General features: G+C 62.9%; 15 protein-coding genes. 7 read left to right on the plus strand and 8 right to left on the minus strand.

Going from position 1 to position 24,992, the window contains the following annotated elements; genetic code table 11:
• Positions 1-215 precede the first annotated feature (215 nt).
• The 4 genes from gltB (at position 216) to NP534_RS03005 (ending at position 7,886) form a co-directional block, all read left to right on the plus strand.
• Positions 216-4,661, plus strand: coding sequence for a glutamate synthase large subunit (gene gltB / locus NP534_RS02990; RefSeq protein WP_095063901.1), 4,446 nt, complete (start codon positions 216-218; stop codon positions 4,659-4,661).
• 123 nt (positions 4,662-4,784) lie between these two features.
• Positions 4,785-6,203: an FAD-dependent oxidoreductase gene (locus tag NP534_RS02995; protein WP_264311201.1), complete on the plus strand. Its 1,419-nt coding sequence runs from the start codon at positions 4,785-4,787 to the stop codon at positions 6,201-6,203.
• A gap of 151 nt (positions 6,204-6,354) precedes the next feature.
• A complete protein-coding gene (gene hemE / locus NP534_RS03000; protein ID WP_274097726.1) occupies positions 6,355-7,419 on the plus strand; it encodes a uroporphyrinogen decarboxylase in 1,065 nt (354 codons plus the stop codon).
• A 119-nt stretch (positions 7,420-7,538) separates the two neighbouring features.
• The gene (locus tag NP534_RS03005; RefSeq protein WP_274097727.1) at positions 7,539-7,886 is read left to right on the plus strand and encodes a YgiW/YdeI family stress tolerance OB fold protein; all 348 of its coding nucleotides are present in this window, start codon (positions 7,539-7,541) and stop codon (positions 7,884-7,886) included.
• 34 nt (positions 7,887-7,920) lie between these two features.
• Here NP534_RS03005 and NP534_RS03010 read toward each other — a convergent pair whose 3' ends face one another.
• A complete protein-coding gene (locus NP534_RS03010; protein ID WP_202883864.1) occupies positions 7,921-9,108 on the minus strand; it encodes an MFS transporter in 1,188 nt (395 codons plus the stop codon).
• Positions 9,109-9,273: 165 nt separating this feature from the next.
• Between NP534_RS03010 and NP534_RS03015 the strand changes: the two genes are divergently transcribed.
• Together NP534_RS03015 and NP534_RS03020 are read left to right on the plus strand one after the other, a co-directional pair.
• The gene (locus tag NP534_RS03015) at positions 9,274-10,164 is read left to right on the plus strand and encodes a LysR family transcriptional regulator (protein WP_274097728.1); all 891 of its coding nucleotides are present in this window, start codon (positions 9,274-9,276) and stop codon (positions 10,162-10,164) included.
• A 96-nt stretch (positions 10,165-10,260) separates the two neighbouring features.
• On the plus strand, positions 10,261-11,034 hold the full coding sequence (locus tag NP534_RS03020; RefSeq protein WP_274097729.1) for a ParA family protein: 774 nt from the start codon (positions 10,261-10,263) through the stop codon (positions 11,032-11,034).
• 136 nt (positions 11,035-11,170) lie between these two features.
• Here the strand turns inward: NP534_RS03020 and trxC are convergent, their stop codons facing one another.
• From trxC to betI, 7 genes are all read right to left on the minus strand, one after another.
• A complete protein-coding gene (trxC, locus tag NP534_RS03025) occupies positions 11,171-11,605 on the minus strand; it encodes a thioredoxin TrxC (RefSeq protein WP_274097730.1) in 435 nt (144 codons plus the stop codon).
• Positions 11,606-11,650: 45 nt separating this feature from the next.
• On the minus strand, positions 11,651-13,111 hold the full coding sequence (gene selO, locus NP534_RS03030; RefSeq protein WP_274097731.1) for a protein adenylyltransferase SelO: 1,461 nt from the start codon (positions 13,109-13,111) through the stop codon (positions 11,651-11,653).
• Between the two features lie 45 nt (positions 13,112-13,156).
• Entirely contained in the window at positions 13,157-16,474 is a 3,318-nt protein-coding gene (gene mscK, locus NP534_RS03035; RefSeq protein WP_274097732.1) for a mechanosensitive channel MscK, read from the minus strand.
• 37 nt (positions 16,475-16,511) lie between these two features.
• Complete coding sequence (locus NP534_RS03040) at positions 16,512-18,254, minus strand: potassium/proton antiporter (protein WP_274097733.1); 1,743 nt, start codon at positions 18,252-18,254, stop codon at positions 16,512-16,514.
• 189 nt (positions 18,255-18,443) lie between these two features.
• Positions 18,444-20,135 (minus strand): choline dehydrogenase, encoded by a 1,692-nt coding sequence (betA, locus tag NP534_RS03045; protein ID WP_274097734.1) that lies wholly within the window; start codon positions 20,133-20,135, stop codon positions 18,444-18,446.
• A gap of 157 nt (positions 20,136-20,292) precedes the next feature.
• Entirely contained in the window at positions 20,293-21,765 is a 1,473-nt protein-coding gene (gene betB / locus NP534_RS03050; protein ID WP_274097735.1) for a betaine-aldehyde dehydrogenase, read from the minus strand.
• A 38-nt stretch (positions 21,766-21,803) separates the two neighbouring features.
• Positions 21,804-22,460 (minus strand): transcriptional regulator BetI, encoded by a 657-nt coding sequence (gene betI, locus NP534_RS03055; protein WP_033701981.1) that lies wholly within the window; start codon positions 22,458-22,460, stop codon positions 21,804-21,806.
• A gap of 420 nt (positions 22,461-22,880) precedes the next feature.
• Here betI and NP534_RS03060 point away from each other — a divergent pair, with 420 nt between their 5' ends.
• The gene (locus NP534_RS03060) at positions 22,881-24,884 is read left to right on the plus strand and encodes a BCCT family transporter (RefSeq protein WP_033701979.1); all 2,004 of its coding nucleotides are present in this window, start codon (positions 22,881-22,883) and stop codon (positions 24,882-24,884) included.
• The last annotated feature ends 108 nt before the right edge of the window (positions 24,885-24,992 follow it).

Raw genomic sequence — 24,992 nt, forward strand, 5'->3', positions numbered from 1 at the left:
AGCCGCTATCACGGCGCATGGCGCAAAAACATTCAAAATTGCGACATAAATTTTCAATGGTGAGACATGAAAATTTGTGGGCATCGCTGTCGCTGTGCAACAATGGTTTTCCATGGCCACCGCAAAAAGCTGGCATTTGATCGGCGTGGATGGTAAGTGGTTGTTAAAAAAGAGATTTACCTCCGTTGAGAGGTGAACCTGGTGAGAAAGTGTCTATGAAAACAGGTCTGTACCATCCCGAAGAATTCAAGGACAACTGTGGTTTTGGCCTGATCGCCCATATGACGGGCGAACCGAGCCACCACCTTCTGCAAACCGCCATGCAGGCGCTGACGTGCATGACCCACCGTGGCGGTATCAACGCCGACGGCAAGACCGGTGACGGTTGTGGTCTGCTCATGCAGAAGCCTGATCAGTTCCTGCGGGCCGTGGCCCAGGAGCATTTTGCCGTCGAACTGCCCAAGCAGTACGCCGTCGGCATGGTGTTCTTCAACCAGGACCCGGTCAAAGCAGAAGCTGCCCGCGCCAACATGGACCGCGAAATTCTCGCCGCCGGCCTCACGCTGGTTGGCTGGCGCAAGGTGCCGATCGACACCAGCGTGCTCGGTCGCCTGGCCCTGGAGCGCCTGCCGCAGATCGAGCAGGTGTTCATCGGCGGTGAAGGCCTGAGCGATCAGGCATTCGCCATCAAGCTGTTCAGTGCCCGTCGTCGCTCGTCCGTGGCCAACGCCCACGACACCGACCACTACATCTGCAGCTTCTCGCACAAGACCATCATCTACAAAGGCCTGATGATGCCGCGCGATCTCGCGGCGTTCTATCCAGACCTGGATGACCCGCGCCTGCAGACCGCGATCTGCGTGTTCCACCAGCGCTTCTCCACCAACACCCTGCCGAAATGGCCGCTGGCGCAGCCGTTCCGCTTCCTCGCCCACAACGGCGAGATCAACACCATCACCGGCAACCGCAACTGGGCCATGGCCCGTCGCACCAAGTTTGCCAATGACCAGATCCCGGACCTCGAAGAACTCGGCCCGCTGGTCAATCGCGTCGGTTCCGACTCGTCGAGCATGGACAACATGCTCGAACTGATGGTCACCGGTGGCATCGACCTGTTCCGCGGCGTGCGCATGCTGGTACCGCCGGCCTGGCAGAACGTCGAGACCATGGACGCCGACCTGCGCGCCTTCTACGAATACAACTCCATGCACATGGAACCGTGGGATGGCCCGGCCGGTATCGTCATGACCGAAGGCCGCCACGCGGTGTGCCTGCTCGACCGCAACGGCCTGCGCCCGGCGCGCTGGGTAACCACCACCAACGGCTATATCACCATCGCCTCGGAAATCGGCGTATGGGGCTACCAGCCTGAAGAGGTGATCGCCAAGGGCCGTGTCGGCCCGGGCCAGATCTTCGCGGTGGACACCGAAACCGGCCAGATCCTCGATACCGACGCCATCGACAACCGGCTGAAGTCGCGCCACCCGTACAAGCGCTGGTTGCGTCAGCATGCCACGCGCATCCAGGCGACCCTCACCGACGACCAGGGCGCGGCCAGCTATGACGCTGACCAGCTCAAGCAGTACATGAAGATGTTCCAGGTCACCTTCGAAGAGCGTGACCAGGTACTGCGCCCGCTGGGTGAACAGGGCCAGGAAGCGGTCGGCTCGATGGGTGACGACACGCCGATGGCCGTGCTGTCGCAGCGCGTGCGTTCGCCGTACGACTTCTTCCGCCAGCAGTTCGCCCAGGTGACCAACCCGCCGATCGACCCGCTGCGCGAAGCGATCGTCATGTCGCTGGAAATCTGCCTGGGCGCCGAGCGCAATATCTTCCAGGAGTCGCCGGAGCACGCTTCGCGAGTGATCCTCAGCTCGCCGGTGATCTCGCCTGCCAAGTGGCGCTCGTTGATGAACCTGGAGCGCGAAGGCTTCGACCGCCAGCTGATCGACCTCAACTACGAGCAAGGTGTCGGCCTGGAAGCGGCTATCCGCAACATCGCCGACCAGGCTGAAGAAGCGGTGCGCGGCGGCAAGACCCAACTGGTACTGAGCGACCGCTACATCGCCCCGGGCAAATTGCCGGTGCACGCTTCGCTCGCCGTGGGTGCGGTGCACCACCGCCTGACCGAGCAAGGCCTGCGTTGCGACAGCAACATCCTGGTCGAAACCGCCACTGCCCGTGACCCGCACCACTTTGCCGTGCTGCTGGGCTTCGGTGCCTCGGCCGTTTACCCGTACCTGGCCTATGAAGTGCTGGCCGACCTGATTCGCACCGGCGAAGTGCTGGGCGACCTGGACGAGGTGTTCAAGTACTACCGCAAAGGCATCTCCAAGGGCCTGCTGAAGATCCTGTCGAAGATGGGCATCTCCACTATTGCTTCGTACCGCGGTGCTCAGCTGTTCGAAGCCATCGGCCTGGCCGAAGACGTGGTCGGCCTGAGCTTCAAGGGCGTATCGAGCCGCATCAAGGGTGCGCGTTTCGAAGACCTGGAAAGCGACCAGAAGCTGCTGGCTGCCGAAGCCTGGAGCGCGCGCAAGCCGATCCAGCAAGGTGGCCTGCTCAAGTTCGTCCACGGTGGCGAGTACCACGCCTACAACCCGGACGTGGTCAACACCCTGCAGGCCGCTGTGCAGCAGGGCGACTACGCCAAGTTCAAGGAATACACCTCGCTGGTCGACCAGCGCCCGGTGTCGATGATCCGCGACCTGCTCAAGGTCAAAGTGGCTGACCAGCCGCTGGCGATCGAGCAGATCGAGCCGCTGGAGGCCATCCTCAAGCGCTTCGATTCCGCCGGTATCTCGTTGGGTGCATTGTCGCCAGAAGCCCACGAGGCGCTGGCCGAGGCCATGAACCGCCTGGGCGCGCGCTCGAACTCCGGCGAGGGCGGTGAAGACCCGTCGCGCTACGGCACGGTGCGCAGCTCCAAGATCAAGCAAGTGGCCACCGGCCGCTTCGGCGTCACCCCGGAATACCTGGTCAACGCCGAAGTGCTGCAGATCAAGGTGGCCCAGGGCGCCAAGCCGGGCGAAGGCGGCCAGCTGCCAGGCGGCAAGGTCAACGGCCTGATCGCCAAGCTGCGCTACGCGGTACCGGGTGTGACCCTGATCTCGCCACCGCCGCACCACGACATCTACTCGATCGAAGACTTGGCCCAGCTGATCTACGACCTCAAGCAGGTCAACCCGCAGGCGCTGGTTTCGGTCAAGCTGGTGGCCGAGGCAGGCGTTGGCACCATCGCTGCAGGCGTGGCCAAGGCCTATGCCGACCTGATCACCATCTCCGGCTACGACGGCGGTACCGGCGCTTCGCCGTTGACCTCCATCAAGTACGCCGGCGCGCCGTGGGAGCTGGGCCTTGCCGAAACCCACCAGACCCTGCGCGGCAACGACCTGCGCGGCAAGGTGCGGGTACAGACCGACGGTGGCCTGAAAACCGGCCTGGACGTGATCAAGGCCGCCATCCTCGGCGCCGAGAGCTTCGGCTTCGGCACCGCACCGATGATTGCCCTGGGCTGCAAGTACCTGCGTATCTGCCACCTGAACAACTGCGCCACCGGCGTAGCCACCCAGAACGACAAGCTGCGCAAGGACCACTACATCGGCACCGTCGACATGGTGATCAACTTCTTCACCTTCGTCGCCGAAGAAACCCGCGAGTGGCTGGCCAAGCTGGGCGTGCGCAGCCTGGGCGAGCTGATCGGCCGCACCGACCTGCTCGACATACTGCCAGGCGACACCGAGCGCCAGCAGTACCTGGACCTGTCGCCTCTGCTGGGCAGCTCGCACATTCCGGCGGACAAGCCGCAGTTCTGCGAAGTCGACAAGAACCCGCCGTTCGACAAGGGCGAGTTGGCCGAGAAGATGGTCGAAATGGCCATGTCGGCGATCCGCGACCAGTCCGGTGGCGAGTTCAGCCTCGACATCTGCAACTGCGACCGTTCCATCGGCGCGCGTATCTCTGGTGAGATCGCCCGCCTGCACGGCAACCAGGGCATGGCCGCTGCGCCGATCACCTTCCGCTTCAAGGGCACTGCGGGCCAGAGCTTCGGCGTGTGGAACGCCGGTGGCCTGAACCTGCACCTGGAAGGCGACGCCAACGACTACGTCGGCAAGGGCATGACCGGTGGCAAGGTCACCATCGTGCCACCTGCCGGCAGCCCGTTCGAAACCCAGCACAGCGCCATCGTCGGCAACACCTGCCTGTACGGTGCCACTGGCGGCAAGCTGTTTGCCGCCGGTACCGCGGGCGAGCGCTTCGCTGTGCGTAACTCTGGCGCCCACGCTGTTGTCGAGGGCACTGGCGATCACTGCTGTGAATACATGACCGGCGGCTTTGTCTGCGTCCTGGGCAAGACCGGTTACAACTTCGGTTCTGGCATGACGGGCGGCTTCGCCTACGTGCTCGACATGGACAACAGCTTCGTCGACAAGCTCAACCATGAACTGGTGGAAATCCAGCGCATCAGTGGTGAAGCGATGGAGGCCTACCGCAGCCACCTGGCGCGGGTCCTTGCCGAGTACGTGGACGAGACCGGCAGCGAGTGGGGGCGTGAGCTCTCGGAAAACCTGGACGACTACGTGCGTCGCTTCTGGTTGGTCAAGCCCAAGGCGGCCACCCTCAAGCAACTGCTGTCCAGCACCCGTGCCAACCCGCAGTAAAAACAGCTGCAAGTGGCAAGCTTCAAGCTGCAAGTAAACGCAGTGCGAGGCTTGCCGGACCCAAGTGATCGACTTGCAGCTTGCAGCTTCTAGCTTGCGACTGCGGTAAAGAGGTTTTGAAAAATGGCTGAACGTCTGAGTAACGACTTCCAGTTCATCGAAGTGGGCCGCAAGGACCCGAAGAAAAAGCTGCTGCGCCAGCGCAAGAAAGAGTTCGTCGAAATCTACGAGCCCTTCAAGCCGCAGCAGTCCGTGGAGCAGGCGCACCGCTGCCTGGGCTGCGGTAACCCGTATTGCGAGTGGAAGTGCCCGGTGCACAACTTCATCCCCAACTGGTTGAAGCTGGTCTCCGAAGGCAACATCCTGGCGGCGGCCGAGCTGTCGCACCAGACCAACACCCTGCCTGAGGTGTGTGGCCGGGTATGCCCGCAGGACCGTCTGTGCGAGGGTGCCTGCACCCTGAACGACGGTTTTGGCGCGGTGACCATCGGCTCGGTGGAGAAGTACATCACCGACACCGCCTTCGCCATGGGCTGGCGCCCGGACATGTCCAAGGTCAAGCCGACCGGCAAGCGTGTTGCCATTATCGGTGCGGGCCCGGCTGGTCTGGGCTGCGCTGACGTGCTGGTACGTGCCGGTGTGACCCCGGTGGTGTTCGATCGCAACCCGGAAATCGGCGGCTTGCTGACCTTCGGCATTCCCGAGTTCAAGCTGGAAAAGACCGTGCTGAGCAATCGCCGCGAAGTCTTCACCGGCATGGGCATCGAGTTCCGCCTGAACACCGAGGTGGGCAAGGACATCACCCTGGAGCAACTGCTCGCCGAGTACGATGCCGTGTTCATGGGCATGGGCACCTACACCTACATGAAGGGCGGCTTCCCGGGTGAGGACCTGCCGGGCGTGCATGACGCGCTGGATTTCTTGATCGCCAACGTCAACCGCAACTTGGGCTTCGAAAAGTCGCCTGAAGATTTCGTCGACATGCAGGGCAAGAAGGTCGTGGTACTGGGCGGTGGTGACACCGCGATGGACTGCAACCGCACTTCGATTCGCCAGGGCGCCAAGTCGGTGACCTGTGCCTACCGTCGTGACGAGGCCAACATGCCAGGCTCGCGCAAAGAGGTGAAGAACGCCAAGGAAGAAGGCGTGAAGTTCCTCTACAACCGTCAGCCGATCGCCATTGTCGGCGAGGACAAGGTCGAAGGCGTCAAAGTGGTCGAGACCCGTCTCGGCGAGCCGGATGCCCGTGGCCGTCGCAGCCCTGAGCCGATCCCGGGCTCCGAAGAGATCCTGCCGGCTGACGCCGTGGTGATCGCCTTCGGCTTCCGCCCGAGCCCGGCGCCGTGGTTCGAGCAGTTTGGCATCCAGATGGACAGCCAGGGCCGCGTGGTAGCACCGGAGAAAGGTAAGTTCAAGCACCAGACCAGCAACCCTAAAGTGTTTGCCGGTGGCGACATGGTGCGGGGTTCGGACCTGGTGGTAACGGCCATTTTCGAAGGCCGTACAGCGGCTGAAGGTATTCTGGACTACCTCGAAGTCTGACCGGTTGCGGGGGCTGCAAAGCAGCCCTTGGCATATTTTGTATACAAAATTGCTTGATCCACGGCACCCAATAGACAAAACGCATGGCCTTGGCCGTGCCTTTTGTGCTGGCGTCTGAGAAAATGCCCGCACTTTTTTGCCGGATGCCGACATGACTGCCCTGAAGAACGATCGTTTCCTGCGTGCACTGCTCAAGCAACCCGTGGACGTCACCCCAGTGTGGATGATGCGCCAGGCCGGCCGCTACCTGCCGGAATACCGCGCCAGCCGCGCCAAGGCCGGTGACTTCATGAGCCTGTGCATGAACCCGCAGTTCGCCTGCGAGGTCACCCTGCAGCCGCTGGACCGCTACCCGCTGGACGCGGCGATCCTCTTCTCGGACATCCTCACCATCCCCGACGCCATGGGCCTGGGCCTGTACTTCGAGACCGGCGAAGGCCCGCGTTTCAAGAAGGTGATCAGCACCCCGGCCGACATCGAAGCGTTGCCAATTCCCGACCCGCAAAAAGACCTGGGCTACGTGATGGACGCGGTCAGCACCATCCGCCGCGAGCTCAACGGCCGCGTGCCGCTGATCGGCTTCTCTGGCAGCCCCTGGACCTTGGCCACCTACATGGTCGAAGGCGGCTCGTCCAAGGACTTCCGCAAGACCAAGGCCATGGCCTACGACAACCCAGAGGCCCTGCACCTGCTGCTGGACAAGCTGGCCCAGTCGGTCACCAGCTACCTCAACGGCCAGATCCTGGCCGGCGCACAGGCGGTGCAGATTTTCGACACCTGGGGTGGCAACCTGTCGGCGGCGGCTTACCAGGAGTTCTCCCTGGCCTACATGCGCAAGATCGTCAGCGGCCTGATCCGTGAGCACGATGGGCGCAAGGTGCCGGTCATCATGTTCACCAAAAACGGTGGCATGTGGCTGGAAAGCATCGCCGAAGCCGGTGCCGATGCACTGGGCCTGGACTGGACCTGCGAGATCGGCGATGCCCGCCGCCGTGTCGGCGACAAGGTTGCGCTGCAAGGCAACATGGACCCGACCGTGCTGTACGCCAAGCCTGAGGCCATCCGCAAGGAAGTGGCGCGCATTCTGGCCAGCTATGGCAAGGGCACCGGCCATGTGTTCAACCTGGGCCATGGCATTACGCCTGAGGTCGACCCGGAGCACGCCGGTGTGTTCATCAACGCCGTGCATGAGCTGTCGGCGCAGTACCACCAGTGATCTGATGCAGCTGCAACAAAGAACCCGGCCTTGATGCCGGGTTTTTTGTTGCATTAAGTTTGAATTCAGCGATCGTCGTTAATCTGGTCCCATCGAAACCGAAACAGGACCTGATCCTCATGAAAATCCGTTACCTTGCTCTGATCCTCGCTCCCCTGTTCAGCACCGCTGCCCTGGCGGCCAGCTATACCGGCCCAGGTGCTCAGTCGGTGACCACCGTGGCGGCTGCAAACGATGCTGCAGATGACACACCGGTGGTGCTGCAGGGGTATGTGACCAAGAAGGTCAACAACGACGACAAGTACGAGTTCAAGGACAACACCGGCACCATCACCGTCGAAATCGACGATGAGGACCTTCCGCCGACCCCATTCAATGACAAGACCAAGGTCAAGCTGACCGGCGAGGTGGAGAAGCACTTGATGAGCCGCGAAGTGGATGTGGATATTGTCGAGATCATCAACTGATCCACGATTTCGGGGCCGCAAAGCGGCCCCCTGTTCAAGGTGTCTTGGGCGCCAACTTGCTCAGGTGCCATGCCACCAGCAACGCTATGGTCAGCAAGCCACCGATGAACAACCCGATCCCGTTCCAGCCCCACTGGTGCCAGAACACCCCGCCCGCCGTCCCCGCCACACTCGACCCCGCGTAATAGCTGAACAGGTACAGCGACGATGCCTGCCCCTTGGCCTTCAATGCCCGTCGCCCGATCCAGCTGCTGGCCACCGAGTGCGCGCCGAAGAAGCCGAAGGTGAACACCAGCATGCCGAGGATCACCATCAGCAGCGGGCTGGCCAATGTCATCAACAAGCCGCTGGCCATCACCACGATACTGACCCAGAACACCTTCCGCCGCCCCAGCTTGTCGGCCAGCGCGCCCACCTGCGCAGAGCTGTAGATGCCCGACAAATACACCACCGACAGCAGGCCGACCAACGCCTGGTTCATATGGTAAGGCCCTGCCAGCAAGCGGTAGCCGATGTAGTTGAACAGCGTGACGAAGGCCCCCATCAGCAGAAACGCCTCAAGGAACAGCCAAGGCAGCCCGGCGTCCTTGAAGTGCATGACGAAGCCATTCAGCAGGCTGCGCGGGTTCGCGGCCTGCGGGCGGAAGTTGCGCGATTCGGGCAATACCTTCCAGAACACCAGCGCCGCGACCAAGGCCAGGCCACCGATGGTCAGCATCGCCGTGTGCCAGCTGACGAAGTCGATCAGCACCCCGGTGATCAGCCGCCCGCTCATGCCGCCGATGGCGTTGCCACCAATGTACAAGCCCATGGCCAGGCCGATGTGCTGCGGGTGGATCTCTTCGCTCAGGTAAGTCATCGCCACCGCCGCCAGGCCGCTCAGCGACAGGCCGACCAGTGCTCGCGTCGCCAGTACGGCTTCCCAGGTCGGCATCACCGCACTGGCCAGGGTCGACAGGGCCGCACAGACCAGCGCAAAGACCATCACCGGCTTGCGGCCGATGCGGTCAGAGATCGGCCCGGTGATCAACAGGCCGAACGCCAGCATTGCGGTCGAAACCGACAGCACCAGGCTGCTCTGGGCCGCGTTGATGGAAAATTCCTGCGACAACAGCGGCATCATCGGTTGCACGCAGTAAAGCAGGGCGAAGGTGGCGAAGCCGCCGCTGAACAGGGCCAGCACGGTCTTCATGAAGGCGGGGGTGCCTTTTTCGATCCACATGTCGTTCAGGGGGGCAGGTTCTGGGTCGGCGGGTAGGGGGGCTACAGCAGTTTTCACGGGCGGGTACCTCTGGCGCAATGAAAAAAGCATATAGCTGGCTAATGATTACATCCAATATATTGTTCGACCTATTTAAGACGTTCTACGACCTGTTTGGAGCCAACCATGGAACTGCGCCATCTGCGTTACTTCATCGCCGTGGCCGAAGAGCTGCACTTTGGCCGTGCGGCCCAGCAGCTGGGCATTTCGCAGCCGCCCTTGAGCCAGCAGATCCAGGCGCTGGAGCACGAGCTGGGGGCGCGCCTGTTCGAGCGTACCAACCGTCGGGTCGAGCTGAGCGAGGCGGGGCGGTTGTTTCTGGAAGAGGCCCGCCAAGTGCTGGCGCAGGTCGAGAAGGCCGCCGACGTGGCCCGGCGTGCGCAATTGGGTGAGCTGGGCGAGATGAAGATCGGCTTTACCTCGTCGGCACCGTTCACGTCGAAGATCCCCAAGGCCATCCATGCTTTTCGCCAGCGTTTTCCGGCGGTACACCTGAACCTCAAGGAATTGAGCAGCCGCGATGTTGCCGAAGCGGTTTTCGACGAGTCCATCGAAGTGGGGCTGATGCGGCCCATGCCATTGCCGGAAGGGCTGGTGGCGACCGAGCTGTTTCGCGAACCGTTGGTGGCAGTGATCAATGCCTCGCATCCATTGGCTGTGGGTACCGAGCAGGGGGTGCACATGGCCTCCCTGGCACCGGAGCCGTTCGTGTTCTTCCCGCGCAGCTATGGCAGCGGGCTGCATGCGCAATTGCTCAGCCTGGCGCGCCACGCGGGGTTCAGCCCGCATTTTGCCCAGGAGGCGGGCGAGGCGATGACCATCATCGGGTTGGTGTCGGCGGGCTTGGGGGTGTCGGTGCTACCGGCGTCGTTCCAGCGCATGCGCATCGAGGGTGTGGTGTATCGCACGCTGCTGGACGAAGGCGCGACGACGGCGGTGTGGCTGGTGCAGCGTGAGCGTGGGGGCTCGGCGATGGCCAAGGCCTTCGCCGAGCTGTTGACCGGGCAAGTGTGGTGAGGTGAATGGCTGGCCATCTTCGCCCGACAATTGCCACTGGCCATAGCTGCCGAGGCGCCACATACTCGGGCATTCGTCGATACACGGAGGTCTCTCATGCGTCGCGTGGTGTTCAATCAGAAAGGTGGCGTGGGCAAGTCGAGCATCGCTTGTAACCTGGCGGCGGTCAGCGCCAGCGAAGGTTACCGGACCTTGTTGATCGACCTGGATGCCCAGGCAAACTCGACTCAGTACCTCACCGGCCTGACGGGTGAAGATATCCCCATGGGGATCGCCGACTTCTTCAAGCAAAGCCTGTCCAGCGGGCCCTTCAGCAAGAAGAACAAGGTCGATATCTACGAAACGCCGTTCGACAACCTGCATGTGGTCACGGCGACTTCCGAGCTGGCCGACCTGCAACCCAAGCTCGAAGCCAAGCACAAGATCAACAAGCTGCGTAAGTTGCTCGACGAGCTGGATGAGGATTACGAACGGATCTACATCGATACGCCGCCTGCGCTCAATTTCTATGCGGTTTCTGCGTTGATCGCGGCGGATCGTGTGCTGATACCCTTCGACTGTGACAGCTTCTCGCGTCAGGCGCTCTACGGCCTGCTGGCCGAAATCGAAGAGCTCAAGGACGATCACAACGAAGACCTGATGGTTGAAGGCATCGTGGTCAACCAGTTCCAGTCCCGCGCCAGCCTGCCGCAGCAGATGCTCGACGAGCTGCTGGCCGAGGGCTTGCCGGTATTACCGGTGTATTTGGGCAGCTCGGTGAAGATGCGCGAGTCGCACCACGCCAGCTTGCCGTTGATTCACCTGGAGCCACGGCACAAGCTGACGCAGCAGTTTGTCGAGTTGCATTCGCTGCTTGAGGAGAATAGTTGAGATAGGTCTGGGGATTGTGTCAGGGCTGATAGGTGCATGTCTTGGGGGTTGCAGCGTCGATGAAATCGAGCGCCGCGCGGGCGGCGCTCGATTTCATGGGCGCCAAAGATGCCATGGCATGCACCTGAAACCAGCGCTAAACCCCCTGGCTGCGTAGCCACTCCAGCAACGACTGCAGCGCAAACGCCCCAGCCTGGCGACTGACTTCTCGACCGTTCTTGAACAGGATCAGGCTAGGGATCGAGCGGATGCCCAATTGCCCTGCCAGGTTGCGGTTGGCTTCGCTGTCCAGCTTGGCCAAGCGGCAGCGCCCGCTCAACTGGCGGGCCGCCTGTTCGAAGGTGGGGGCGAACGATTTGCACGGGCCGCACCAGTCGGCCCAGACGTCCACCAGCAGCGGCAGGTCGCCTTTGACCTGGCTGGCGTAGCTGGCTTCGTTCAGTTCGAAGGGCTGGCTCAGCAGTACATCCTGTTTGCAGCGGCCGCATTTTGGGGCGTCGCTCAGGCGCGTGGCGGGCAGGCGATTGAGGCCGTTGCAGTGGGGGCAGGGGATCAGCAGTGGGTCGGTCATTTGGGTTTCCTTTGAAATTTTGGGGGCCGCGCGCCGGCCCCCGGATCACGAAGAACAGCTGATCTCCAGGTGCTTGCCCCACTCAGGCGGCCGCTGGGCATAGGCCTGCATCCCGGCCTGCTCCTCGAACGGCTGGCTCAGTACCTGATGCAGCCGCCGCACCTCACTGTAGTCACCTGCTTCGGCTGCTTCGATGGCCTTCTGCGCCAGGTAGTTGCGCAGCACATACAGCGGGTTCACCGCATGCATGCGCTCACAGCGCCCTTGTTCATTGCCTGCCTCGCGCTGACAACGGGCCAGGTAATCCACGCCCCAGGCATCAAAACCCGACAGGTCGATGAAATCGTCACGCACCACCTGCAGTGCCTCGGCCACTGGCTGATCGCCCAACTTGCGGAAGAACAGGGTGTAATCCACGCCCCCCTTTTGCATGCACTGCAGCAGGCGCTCGACCAACGCCAGGTCTTCGTCTTCGGCGCTGGTCAGCCCCAGGCGGCGGCGCATGAGGTCCAGGTAATGCGCCTGGTACAACGGCAGGAACAGCCCCAGCGCTTCCTTCAGCGGTTCCACCTCGATCACCGTGGTCAGGGCCTGGGCCAGCGCACTGAGGTTCCAGTGGGCAATCGGCACCTGGTTGCTGTAGCTGTAACGGCCGCGATCATCGGAATGGTTACAGATGAAGTTGGCGTCGAAGTCGTCGAGGAAGGCATAGGGGCCGAAATCGAAGGTGATGCCCAGGATCGACATGTTGTCAGTGTTCATCACCCCGTGGCAGAACCCATAGGCTTGCCAGCGGGCGATCAGCTCGGCGTTGCGCTCGACGATGGTGCGGAACATGGCCAGGTAGGGCTGTTCGGCCTCGCGGCATTCGGGGTAGTGCTGTTCCAGCACATGGTCGATCAGCACGCGCTGCTGTTCCGGCTGCTTGGTGTAGTAGAAGTATTCGAAATGGCCGAAGCGCACGTGGCTCTGCGCCAGGCGGGTGAGCATGGCGGCGCTCTCTTGGGTTTCGCGCCAGACCGGGGTGCTGGAGCCGATCACGCACAGCGCCCGGCTGGTCGGGATGCCCAAGGCATACAGGGCTTCGGAGGCAAGAAACTCGCGGATCGACGAGCGAAGCACGGCACGGCCGTCGCCCATCCGCGAATACGGCGTCTGGCCGGCGCCCTTGAGGTGCAGGTCCCAGTGCTCGCCCGCCTCGTTGAGCACCTCGGCCAGCAGCAGGCCGCGGCCATCGCCCAGACGCGGGTTGTAGGAGCCGAACTGGTGGCCGGAGTAGACCATCGCGCGTGGGTCGGCCTCTTCCCAGAGTTTCTGGCCGCTGAACACCTCGGCGAACAAGGGCGAATCGGCCTGGGCTGGGTCCAGGTCGAGCAGGGCCATGGCCGACGCGCTTGCCACCACCAGGCGTGGGTCTGCGATGGGCTCGGGCAGGACCTGGGTAGAGAACGCATCGCCCAGGCGGGCGAAGCGGTTGTCGAAGGTGAGTTGGTCGAGGGCTTTCACGGGCTGCTCCTGGGGTTCAGCACAGAATAAAGCATTCGAGCCCACTCAGGCCTGCGCAGTGCCATCCGATTTCGGCTGTTCCACGGGCACCAGCTGCTGCTTGCCGCCCTTCGTGTCCATCAGGAACACCTCGACCTGGCGCACCGAGATCTTGATGTTGTGCGCCTTGAACTCGCGGTTGATGTAGCGGTTGATCTCGTCCAGGGTCGGGTTGCGATCCCCCAGGTCACGCACGTGCATGCGCAACTCGTGGTCCAGCGAGCTTTCGCCGAAGTTCAGGAAGTACACGATCGGCTCCGGGTCCTTTAGCACCCTTGGGTTCTCGTGGGCGCCCTTGAGCAGCAGGTCGCGCACCAGGTCCAGGTCGGAGCCGTAGTCGATGCCCAGTTTCAGCGTCACCCGGGTAACCGTGTCGGTCAGCGACCAGTTGATCAACTGGCCGGTGATGAAGGTCTTGTTGGGGACGATAATGTCCTTGCGGTCGAAGTCGGTGATGGTGGTGGCGCGGATGCGGATCTTGCTCACCGTGCCGGACAGGTTGCCGATGGTGATGGTGTCGCCGATACGCACCGGGCGCTCGAACAGGATCATGATGCCGGAGATGAAGTTGGCGAAGATCTCCTGCATGCCGAAGCCCAGGCCGACCGACAGCGCCGCCACCAGCCATTGCAGCTTGTCCCAGCTGACCCCCAGGGTCGACAGGGTGCTGACGATGCCGATACCGACGATGGTGTACGACAGCAGCGTGGTGGTGGCGTAGGCACTGCCCTGGGCAAGGTTCAGGCGCGACAGCACCAGCACCTCCAGCAAGCCTGGCAAGTTGCCGGCCAGGGCGAAGGTGATGCCGACGATCACCAGCGCGCCAAGCAGGTCGCCGAGGCTGATCGGCACCATGCTGGCGGCCGCGCCGGTGCCGCTGGTGTATTCGTACAAGGTGAAGTTGTTGAGGTAGGCGAACACCGAGATCAGGTCCGACCATACCCAGTACAGGCCGGCGATGAAGCCGCCGAGCAAGGCCAGGCGGATAAGGCGCAGCGACTGCTGATTGACCTGTTCGATGTCCAGCGTCGGCTCTTCGGTGATGACTTCGCCATCCAGCCCTTCCTTGGCCGCTGCACGTTTGCTCAGGGCGCGCTGGTAGGCCAGGCGCCGCGCGGCCACAGACAGGCCACGGACAAAGGCGGCCTCGATCACCAGCCAGAACATCAGCAGGTAGAGGGTGTAGATCAGCCGGTCGGTGAGCTTGAGGGCGGTGTAGTAGTAACCGAAGCACACCGCTACGAACAAGGCGATGGGCAGGGCCGTGAACGCCACCCCGACCGCCCGGCGGAACAGCGAGGTGTCGCGATGCGCCGGGCTGCTCAGCAGCAGGCGGCTGAGCAGCCAGGCCATCAGCGCGTAGCAGGTCAGCACTACGCCGATGCCGAGCACGTCATCAGCCAGCGCCGAAGGTTGATGCTCGGCCACCGCCACCACGCCTACCAGCGCCAGCACCACGGTACCCAGCCTGCGCACCCAGCCGCGCAGGAACTCGACCTGGGGCTTGTGCCAGCGGAAGTGAATTTCCGCCACGCCGCCAGGCGCCAGAATGCGGTAGGCGGTGTAGAACACCAGCCAGGCCTGGGCCAGTTGCCAGAGCGCGGCGCCCAGGTTGGCATTCTGCCCGCGGGCGTCGATCTGCAGGGCATAGCTGCACAGCGCCAGGCCCAGGCTCACCGGCATCGCCAGCAGAATATTGATCAGGATCGCCTGGGGCGTGTGCCACTGGCTATCCCGGCGGAAGTGGCCGATGTCCTGGTGCACCTTGCCGAGCCGTTGATACAGGTACTTGCGCCGCCACAGCAAGCCGCCGATCACCAGTAGCAGCGGCAGGAACAGCAACGGCCGCTGGCTGAGGCCGTCGGCCAGTTCCTTGATGCCCGAGCCCCAGGGCAGGCTGGCGACCTGGTCAGCGAACCGCTCAGGGACGTAGCGCAGCCAGTCCCAGTCCAGCGGCTTGTTGCTGGGGATCCAGAACATCTGCTCGTCGAGGGTGGTGCGCAGGCCCTGGGCGGTGCCCAGCAGTTGCTTCTGGTTGAGCTGCAGGGTAATCGATTCGTTGAGCAGGGCCGAGAGTTCGCGGTTGAGGCGCTCCAGCAGGTCGCTGCGGGTGATCGCCACTTCCAGCAGCGCTTTGCGCAGTGGCGGGGTGACGTCTTCCGGCGGTTGGTTGGCCAGCAGCTTGTCGACGTAGGTGACCGGGCTGCTCATCTGCTCGCGTTGCTGGTTGATCTCGAACTGGTACAGGCGGGTGTCGGCGATCTGATCGGCCAGGTCGCGGTCGACCTTCAGGTGCGGCAGGGTCTGCTTCTGCTTGTAGAGGATCTTGGACAGCAGCAGGCTGCCCTTGAGCACGTTGATCTGCTCATCCAGCGCCTGGTCGGCCTGGGTCAGGCTGTCGAGCTGCTGCTTGGTGCGCAGGTTCTGCTGGGTCAGTTCGTTGAGGCGATCGGTGCTTTTGAGCAGGTAGTCGGAAAGCTTGAGGTTGATCGTGCTTTCGCTGGCCAGCAGGCTGCTGCCGCCGGCCTTCTGGGCTTCGATCGACTGCTGGGTGACGGCCTCCTGGGACTGGGCCAGGCGCTTGTCGTTGATCAGCGTTTGCAGGTCCTGGATTTCCTGCTCCAGGCGCGCCGCGCGCTCGATCAGCAGGTCGTGACGGGCACTGCCAAGGTCTTGCAGCAGGCTGTTGCCGGCCAGCTCCTGACGGCGCAGCAGGGTCAACGCGTTGAGCGAGGCCAGCTCGGCGTTGAGCTGGTTGCGTTGGTCGGCGTTGAGCGCCTTGCCGTTGTCCTTGCCCGACTTGAGGTTGTTGTTGATCTGCTGGGTGCGGGCCTGGCCGTTGCTGATCTCGGCCTGGGCGCGCTCCGGGCGGGTCTGGGAATTGATGATCAGGCTGTTGGCTTCGGACAGCGCCTTTTGCAGCTCACCCTGCAGGGTGCTGCGCTCGCTGAGCAGTTGCTCCAGCTGCGGCACCGTCAGGGTAGCGTAGCGCTGGGCGACCGGTTGCGGCTTGCTGTCCTTGAGCCTGGCCAGTTCTTTCTGGCTGTCGCTGGTTTCTTTCGGCGCGCTGGCCAGCTGCTGCTTGAGCGCGGCCAGCTTCTTCTCGCTGTCTTCCTTGTTGGCAAGCAGGCTCAGGGTTTGCTCCAGCACCTGCTGCAGGGCCTTTTGATCGGCCTCGGGCAGCTTGCGCTCGGCAATCTTGTCGAGGCTGTGCTGGATGCTGGCAGTGGTCGGCGCTTCGGCCGCAGCGTTCGCGGTGGCCGCGAACGAGAAGGACAGGCACAACCCCAGCAGGGCTGTGCGAAGGTACACGCGCAGGGACATAGGCAGACTACATTGTGGATCAGGGCAGAATCGCAGTTTAGAGGAACAATCCTGGTCCGGGTCGCGTTCCTTCGGGGAATCTGACGCCCACTTTCTGCACATTGTTCCCGTCCATGGTCGCCACGGTCCAGATCGTGCCATGCCATTCGACCTGGTCGCCTACTACTGGAGCGCCTCCGACCTTCTGTCGGATGAACTGCGCCAGCGGCATTTTCGCGTCCAGGCCGTCGAGTTTCAGGCCGTAAAGCGCCGCCACGGCACCCAGTTCGGCATCGCCTTCAAGCACGAAGTCGCCGAAGAAGCGCAGGTCCAGGCCACGTTGCGGCGCCTGGCTGAACAGCTTGCCCAGCGCGGGCAGGTTATGTTCGTGGCCGATCACGCAAAGCATGTCGCCGACTTCCAGCACGGTACTGCCCGATGGGTGCAGCAGTTGCTCGCCACGGAACAGCGCGGCGATACGGGTGCCCTTAGGCATCTTCAGCTCGCGCAGGGCGGCGCCGATGCACCATTTTTCCGCCCCCAGGCGGTAGACGAACAGCTCCCACTCGCTGGTGATGTGCACTTCCAGCGCAGAGCGTGAGATGGGCGCCGGGTCTGGCGGTACAGTGACCTTCAGCAGCTTGGCCATCCACGGCAGGCTGGTGCCCTGCACCAGCAGTGACACCAGCACGATGAAGAACGCCAGGTTGAAGAACAACTGCGCATCCGGCAGCCCGGCCATCAGCGGGAACACCGCCAGAATGATCGGTACCGCACCGCGCAGGCCGACCCAGGAAATGAAGCCCTTTTCGCGACCGTGGAAGGCCTTGAACGGCAGCAGTGCGGCAACCACCGACAACGGCCGGGCGATCAGGATCATCCACAGGGCCAGGCCCAGGGCTGGCAAGGCAATGGGCAGCAGGTCGTGGGGCGTGACCAGCAGGCCCAGCACCAGGAACATGCCGATCTGCGCCAGCCACGCCATGCCGTCGAGCATGTGCAGGATGCCATGGCGGCTGCGGATCGGCTTGTTGCCCAGCACCAGGCCGCACAGGTACACGGCAAGGAAGCCGCTGCCATGCAGGGCGTTGGTCAGCGAGAACACCACCAGGCCGCCGGCCACGACCAGAATCGGGTACAAGCCGCCGGCCAGGTTGATGCGGTTGACCAACTGCAGCATCAGCCAGCCGCCGCCCAGGCCCAGCAGGCCGCCGATACCGAACTCGCGCAGCAGGTGGCCCAGCAGGCTCCAGTGCAGGCCGGTCTGGCCGCTGGCGATCATGTCGATCAGGGTGACGGTGAGGAACACCGCCATCGGGTCGTTGCTGCCCGACTCGATCTCCAGCGTGGCCGTGACCCGTTCGTTCAGCCCTTTGCCGCCCAGCAGCGAGAACACTGCTGCGGCGTCGGTGGAGCCGACGATGGCGCCGATCAACAGACCCTGGATCAGGCTCAGGTCGAACAGCCAGGCCGCGACCAGGCCGGTGAGGGCGGTGGTGATCATCACGCCGACGGTGGCCAGCGACAAGGCCGGCCACAACGCCACGCGGAAACTGGCCACACGCGTGCGCAAGCCGCCGTCGAGCAGGATCACCGCCAGGGCCAGGTTGCCCACCAGGTACGCGGTCGGGTAGTTGTTGAAGATGATGCCGCCACCGTCCACGCCTGCGACCATGCCGACGGCGAGGATGATGACCAGAATAGGGATACCCAGGCGTGACGACAGTGAACTGACCAGGATACTTGCACCCACCAGCAAAGCGCCGATCAGAAACAGGCTGTTGATGGTGCTGGCATCCAAAGGCAGTACTCCGGGAAACGCGGGGAAGAAGACTCGATAGCGTTGATCAACTAGCAGGTCGCGTGCCAATCGATTCTAACCTGATGAATTGGCAGCATGTAAAGCGTTTCTGCAGATGTAGAAAAGGCACCGCGGTGGGTGCCTTTTCTTGTACTGCCAGGGTGGGCCTCTTCGCGGGGCCAGTGCAGGTCAGCCCTGCTTCACTTCACGCATCGGCTTGCCTTTGACCGGCGCACCGTTAGCCACGTAGTACTTGGCAGTGCTGCGCGCCAATGGCTTGCGGTTGCGGATCTTGTCCGAGATTTTCTCGGCGATCATGATCGTGGTGGCGTTGAGGTTGCCGGTGATGATGATCGGCATGATCGACGCATCGACCACACGCAGGCCCTGCATGCCATGCACGCGGCCTTCGCCATCGACCACCGCCATGTCGTCGGTGCCCATCTTGCACGAGCAGGACGGGTGGAAGGCGGTTTCGGCGTGCTCGCGGATGAACGTGTCCAGCTCTTCGTCCGTCTGCACGTGCGCGCCCGGGCTGATCTCGCGACCACGGTATGGGTCCAGCGCCGGCTGGGCCATGATTTCGCGGGTCAGGCGGATGCCGTCACGGAACTCCTGCCAGTCCTGCTCGGTGGCCATGTAGTTGAACAGGATGCTCGGGTGCTGGCGTGGGTCTTTCGACTTGGCCTGAATGCGGCCACGGCTTGGCGAACGCATCGAACCCATGTGCGCCTGGAAGCCATGTTCCTTGACGCCGTTGGAGCCGTTGTAATTGATCGCTACCGGCAGGAAGTGGTACTGGATGTTCGGCCATTCGAACTCAGGACGGGTACGGATGAAACCGCCGGCCTCGAACTGGTTGCTGGCGCCGATGCCGGTGCCGTTGAACAGCCACTCGGCACCAATGGCCGGCTGGTTCCACCACAGCAGCGACGGGTACAGCGACACCGGTTGGGTGCAGGCGTACTGCAGGTACAGCTCAAGGTGGTCCTGCAGGTTTTCGCCGACGCCCGGCAGGTCGTGCACCACCGGGATGTCGAGGCTTTCCAGCAGGGCGCGCGGGCCGACGCCAGAGCGCTGCAGCAGTTGCGGCGAGGCGATGGCGCCGGAGCTGACGATGACTTCCTTGCGGGCGCGGGCTTCGACGCGCTCTTCGCTGTCGCCGACCAGGTAGGTCACGCCAACGGCGCGCTTGCCGTCGAACAGGATGCGGTCGCTCAGGGCGTGCGTGACGATGGTCAGGTTCGGGCGCTTCTTGGCCTGGTCCAGGTAGCCGCGGGCGGTGCTGGAACGGCGGCCGTTCTTGGTCACCGAACGGTCCATCGGGCCGAAGCCTTCCTGCTGGTAGCCGTTCAGGTCTTCGGTACGCGGGTAACCGGCCTGCACGCCGGCCTCGACCATGGCGTGGAACAGCGGGTTGTTGCCGGCCTTGGGCGTGGCGACGCTGACCGGGCCTTCGCCGCCGTGGTAGTCGTTAGGGCCGATATCGCGAGTTTCTGCCTTGCGGAAGTACGGCAGGCAATCCAGGTACGTCCAGTCCTCAAGGCCTGGCAGTTCAGCCCAGCCGTCGAAGTCCATGGCGTTGCCGCGGATGTAGCACATGCCGTTGATCAGCGAGGAGCCACCCAGGCCCTTGCCGCGGCCACATTCCATGCGGCGGCCGTCCATGTGCGGCTCCGGGTCGGTCTCGTAGGCCCAGTTGTAGCGACGGCCCTGCAGCGGGAACGCCAGGGCGGCTGGCATCTGGGTGCGGAAGTCGAAGCGGTAGTCGGGGCCACCGGCTTCGAGCAGCAGCACGGTGACGCTGGCGTCTTCGGTCAGGCGCGTGGCCAGGGTGTTACCGGCCGAACCTGCGCCGACGATGATGTAATCGAATTCCATAGCATTTCTCCGAAATGCAGCGGCAAGCTTTTAGCTACAAGCTGCAAGAAAAGGCAGTTGCGCGAAGCTTGCGAATGGATGGGATCTGCAAGGGCCGGTGGCGTGACGCCGACCGGCTCTTTCTTGCAGCTTGTAGCTAGCGACTTGCAGCTGTCGGTCAGAAGACCGACGAGTAGCCGCCCAGCTCGACCTGGACCGACTTGATGCGAGTGTATTGAGCCAGCGAGCTGACGCCGTTTTCACGGCCAACGCCCGACTGCTTGTAGCCACCGACCGGCATTTCGGCCGGCGATTCGCCCCAGGCGTTGATCCAGCAGATGCCGGCTTCGAGCTTGTGGATGATGCGGTGGGCACGGGTAATGTCGTTGGTGCACACGCCAGCGGCCAGGCCGTATTCGGTGTCGTTGGCGCGGCGGATGACTTCTTCTTCGGTCTCGTAGCTGAGGATGCTCATCACTGGGCCGAAGATTTCTTCCTTGACGATGGTCATGTCGTCGGTGCAGTCGGTGAACACGGTCGGGGCGACGAAGGCGCCCTTGGCGAAATCACCCTCGGTCAGACGCTCACCGCCACACAGCACGCGGGCACCTTGCTCTTTACCTTTGGCGATGTAGCCCAGCACGCTTTCCATGTGCTGGAAGCTGACCAGCGGGCCGAAGTTGGTGTTTTCGTCTTCCGGGTTACCCACACGGATGCGGGCAACGCGCTCGGCGATCTTGGCTTCGAAGGCGGCTTTCATCGGGGCAGGGATGAACACGCGGGTGCCGTTGGTGCACACCTGACCGGAGCTGTAGAAGTTGGCCATCATGGCGATGTCGGCGGCCTTGTCCAGGTCGGCGTCGGCGCAGATGATCAGCGGCGACTTGCCGCCCAGTTCCATGGTGACTTCCTTGAGCGACGAGCTCGAGGCGCTGGCCATGACTTTCTTGCCGGTGGTGGTGCCGCCGGTGAAGGAAACTTTTTCGATGCGCGGGTGCTCGGTCAGCCAGGTGCCGACTTCACGGCCGCTGCCGGTCAGGACGTTGAACACGCCGTCAGGCAGGCCAGCTGCGGTATAGATCTCGGCCAGTTTCAGGGTGGTCAGCGAGGTGACTTCCGAAGGCTTGAAGATCATCGCGTTGCCGGCGGCCAGGGCTGGCGCGGACTTCCACAGGGCGATCTGGATCGGGTAGTTCCAGGCGCCGATACCCACGGTCACACCCAGCGGCTCGCGGCGGGTATAGACGAAGGAGCTTTCACGCAGCGGGATCTGCTCGCCTTCGATGGCTGGAACCAGGCCTGCGTAGTACTCCAGCACGTCGGCGCCGGTGACGATGTCGACGTAACGGGTTTCGGAGTACGACTTGCCGGTGTCCAGGGTTTCCAGCTGGGCCAGCTCATCGTTGCGCTCGCGCAGGATGTCGACGGCGCGGCGCAGGATGCGCGAGCGCTGCATGGCGGTCATCGCTGCCCAGACTTTCTGGCCGCGTTCGGCGCTTTCGACGGCTTTTTCGACGTCGGCCTGAGTGGCGCGCTGCACATGGGCGAGGACTTCGCCAGTAGCCGGGTTGATGGCTTCGAAGGTGGCATCGCTGCCAGCGTCGACATAACCGCCATCAATGTAGAGTTTTTGCGTTCCGAAACGGGCCATAGTGTCCTCGCAAGTGCAGTGTGTGGTTGGCTACTGCGTCACGCGCCTGCCTGTTTGGCAATCGCCGTGCGCGGTTGTTCAGAGGCCTGGTCAATTGTGCCCAGGGTCTGCTGTTTAGCCAGTTGTAGATCCATGTATTCGTAAGCGATTCGTATCGCCTGGTCGGTGTCGAAAGCATCTCCCGACAGCGCGCCCCGCAGCCACAGGCCGTCGATCAGGGCCGCCAGCCCGCGGGCTGCCTTGCGCGCATGGTAAAGCGGCAGGACGCGGCGGAACTGACAGCAGAGGTTGGAATACAAGCGGTGATCGTTGATCCGCTGCAACCTGTGCAAGTCGGGCTGGTGCATGCTGGAAGCCCAGAAGGCCAACCAGGTTTTCATTGCCGGGCCGTTCACCTGGCTGGCATCGAAGTTACCTTCGATGATCACTTTCAGGTGGGCACGCGGGCTGTCGTCCGTCAGTGCCTGGCGCCGTGCTGCAACGCCTTCGTTGAGCATGCTCATGATGTAACCCATCGTCGCTGCGATCAGGCCGTTCTTGTCCCGAAAGTAGTGACTGATGATGCCGTTCGACACTCCGGCCAACCGGGCAATCAGCGCAATGCTGGCGTCACCCAGTCCGACCTGATCGACCGCCAACAAGGTGGCTTCGATCAACTGCTGGCGGCGGATGGGTTGCATACCGACCTTGGGCATCTTGCTATCTCCTCAGGCCTGCGAGCAGACGACGGGCGGCTGACTCGGCGAAGGCCAGTCTATTTTGTTTTGATTGAACGTTCAATCAATAAAGAATAAGCTCTGCGACAATTTGTGCCATTGACACCCTTCAAGGGCAGCAAGACAGCACGAATCGACACCCCAGGAAATCGTGTAACCCCCGGAATACAAGGCGTTGACGGGCATGAGCGATGCGAAATGCAGATTCTGCCGAGCGGTCAAAGGCTGCGCGCAGGGCCCTTGGAGCGGGCCTGAGTCTGTTTTTTTTGCAACGATTCGATTCGGGATCACGGTTTCCAGGGTGCTTTTATAACACCTGACGCAGTGGGGGTATTCCACCAATTGCTCGGGAAAACACTGATTAGCCTCCATAGCCGTACTGCCCGGAGCATTCGTGCAATGAGTTCTGCCTCCCTTACCAAACCCCCCGCCGAGAGGGTCCGGGTCAACAGCGTGGTGTTCTACACCTCGGCGCTGCTGATCCTTGCGTTGACTGCCTTGCTTATCGCTGTACCCGAAACCGCAGGCCAAGTGTTGGGCGTGGCCCAGAAGTGGCTGACGCGCACGTTCGGCTGGTACTACATGCTGGTGATCTGCGGTTACCTGCTGTTCGTCGTCTACCTGGCGTTCTCCGACTACGGCAAGCTCAAGCTTGGCGGCAAGGATGACCAGCCCGACTTCAGCTACGGCGCCTGGGCCGGCATGCTGTTTTCGTCCGGTATCGGTATTTCGCTGCTGTACTTCGGCGCCTCCGAGCCCCTGGACCACTACTTCAACCCGCCAGAAGGCACCCCTGCCAGCCTCGAGGCCGCGCGCCAGGGCCTGCAGCTGACCTTCCTGCATTGGGGCCTGCACGGCTGGGCGATCTACGCCCTGGTCGGCCTGGCCGTGGGCTACTTCGCCTACCGCCACAACCAGCCACTGGCACTGCGCTCGGCGCTGTACCCGCTGGTCGGCGAGCGTTGGGTAAAGGGCGCTGCCGGCAATGCCGTAGACATCTTCGGCATGTTCGTCACCTTGCTGGGCCTGGTGACCAACCTGGGTATCGGTTCGATGCAGGTCTCTTCGGGCCTGGAGTACCTGTTCGGCATGGAGCACAGCCAGACCAACCTGCTGATGGTGATCCTGGTGATGGCCGGCGTTGCCACCGTGGCGGCAGTGTCGGGCGTGGAGAACGGCATCCGTCGGCTGTCCAACCTGAACATCATGCTGTTCAGCGGCTTGCTGATCTTCGTGCTGCTGGGTGGCGAGACCCTGCACCTGCTCAACGGCTTCGTGCAGAACGTCGGCGACTACCTCAACGGCATCGTGCTGAAGACCTTCGACCTGTACGTCTACGAAGGCGAGGCAGGCAAGTCCGAGCGCTGGCTGGGTCTGTGGACCGTGTTCTACTGGGCCTGGTGGATTTCCTGGGGCCCGTTCGTCGGTATGTTCATTGCCCGTATCTCCAAGGGCCGCACCGTGCGCCAGCTGGTCAGCGGCGTGCTGCTGATCCCGTTGGGCTTCACCTTGGCCTGGCTGTCGATCTTCGGCAACACCGCGCTGGACCTGGTGATCAACCAGGGCGCCGTGGAACTGGGCAAGACGGCCCTTGAACAGCCGTCGATGTCGATCTACCAGCTGCTGGAATACTTCCCGGCGGCCAAGATCGTCATCGGCGTTGCGGTATTCGTCGGCTTCGTACTGTTCCTCACCCCGGCCGACTCCGGCGCGGTGATGATGGCCAACCTTTCATGCAAAGGCGGCAAGGTCGATGAAGACGCCCCGCACTGGATGGTGGTGTTCTGGTCGGTGATCATCACCCTGGTCACCATCGGCCTGCTGTTCGCCGGCAACTTCGAAGCCATGCAGACCATGGTGGTGCTGGCCGGCCTGCCGTTCTCGGTGGTGCTGGTGCTGTTCATGTTCGGCTTGTACAAGGCCATGAAGCAGGACGTCGCCGTCGAGCAGGAGCGCGCCCAACTGGCCGCCCGTGGCCGCCGCGGCTTCAGCGAGCGGCTGACCCAGCTGGACCTGCAGCCAACCCAGGCGGTGGTGCAACGCTTCATGGACAAGCAGGTCAGCCCGGCCTTGAAAGAAGCGGCCGAACAGCTGCGTACCCTGGGCTTCGAAGTGGAGTCCCGGGTTGGCCAGTCGCGCAACACCATGGGCCTGCGGGTGATGATGGAAGAGGGCAACCCCTTCGTCTACGAAGTAAGCCTGGACGGCTACATGGCCGCGCCGAGCGAGGCCCCGGTCGAGGGTGAGCCGGAAGTACGCCAGCGCTTCTACCGCGCCGAGGTCTACCTGCATGATGGCAGCCAGGAGTACGACCTGATGGGCTTTGTCCCGGAACAGATCGTGCGTGATGTGCTGGACCAGTTCGAAAGCCACCGCCAGTTGTTGGGGCGTGTGTACAGCTGATGCGGTTGCAACAGGCCCTGCCCGATAAGCAGGGCCTGTTGCCTTTGTGCATGCAATAAGTAGCACCGCCACCGCAGGCGTTCGCGCAAGGCTTCTGGTCCATCCACC

This window comes from Pseudomonas sp. 39004, from assembly GCF_028682155.1.
In the GTDB taxonomy this organism is placed as follows: Bacteria; Pseudomonadota; Gammaproteobacteria; order Pseudomonadales; family Pseudomonadaceae; genus Aquipseudomonas; species Aquipseudomonas capeferrum.

Excerpts from the sequence above, each read along its gene's own strand:
- betI (WP_033701981.1), bottom strand. The coding sequence starts at position 22,460 with ATGCCCAAGGTCGGTATGCAACCCATCCGCCGCCAGCAGTTGATCGAA.
- mscK (WP_274097732.1), bottom strand. The coding sequence starts at position 16,474 with ATGTCCCTGCGCGTGTACCTTCGCACAGCCCTGCTGGGGTTGTGCCTG.
- gltB (WP_095063901.1), top strand. The coding sequence starts at position 216 with ATGAAAACAGGTCTGTACCATCCCGAAGAATTCAAGGACAACTGTGGT.
- NP534_RS03005 (WP_274097727.1), top strand. The coding sequence starts at position 7,539 with ATGAAAATCCGTTACCTTGCTCTGATCCTCGCTCCCCTGTTCAGCACC.
- NP534_RS03060 (WP_033701979.1), top strand. The coding sequence starts at position 22,881 with ATGAGTTCTGCCTCCCTTACCAAACCCCCCGCCGAGAGGGTCCGGGTC.
- betB (WP_274097735.1), bottom strand. The coding sequence starts at position 21,765 with ATGGCCCGTTTCGGAACGCAAAAACTCTACATTGATGGCGGTTATGTC.
- hemE (WP_274097726.1), top strand. The coding sequence starts at position 6,355 with ATGACTGCCCTGAAGAACGATCGTTTCCTGCGTGCACTGCTCAAGCAA.
- betA (WP_274097734.1), bottom strand. The coding sequence starts at position 20,135 with ATGGAATTCGATTACATCATCGTCGGCGCAGGTTCGGCCGGTAACACC.
- NP534_RS03010 (WP_202883864.1), bottom strand. The coding sequence starts at position 9,108 with ATGTGGATCGAAAAAGGCACCCCCGCCTTCATGAAGACCGTGCTGGCC.
- NP534_RS02995 (WP_264311201.1), top strand. The coding sequence starts at position 4,785 with ATGGCTGAACGTCTGAGTAACGACTTCCAGTTCATCGAAGTGGGCCGC.
- trxC (WP_274097730.1), bottom strand. The coding sequence starts at position 11,605 with ATGACCGACCCACTGCTGATCCCCTGCCCCCACTGCAACGGCCTCAAT.
- NP534_RS03020 (WP_274097729.1), top strand. The coding sequence starts at position 10,261 with ATGCGTCGCGTGGTGTTCAATCAGAAAGGTGGCGTGGGCAAGTCGAGC.
- NP534_RS03015 (WP_274097728.1), top strand. The coding sequence starts at position 9,274 with ATGGAACTGCGCCATCTGCGTTACTTCATCGCCGTGGCCGAAGAGCTG.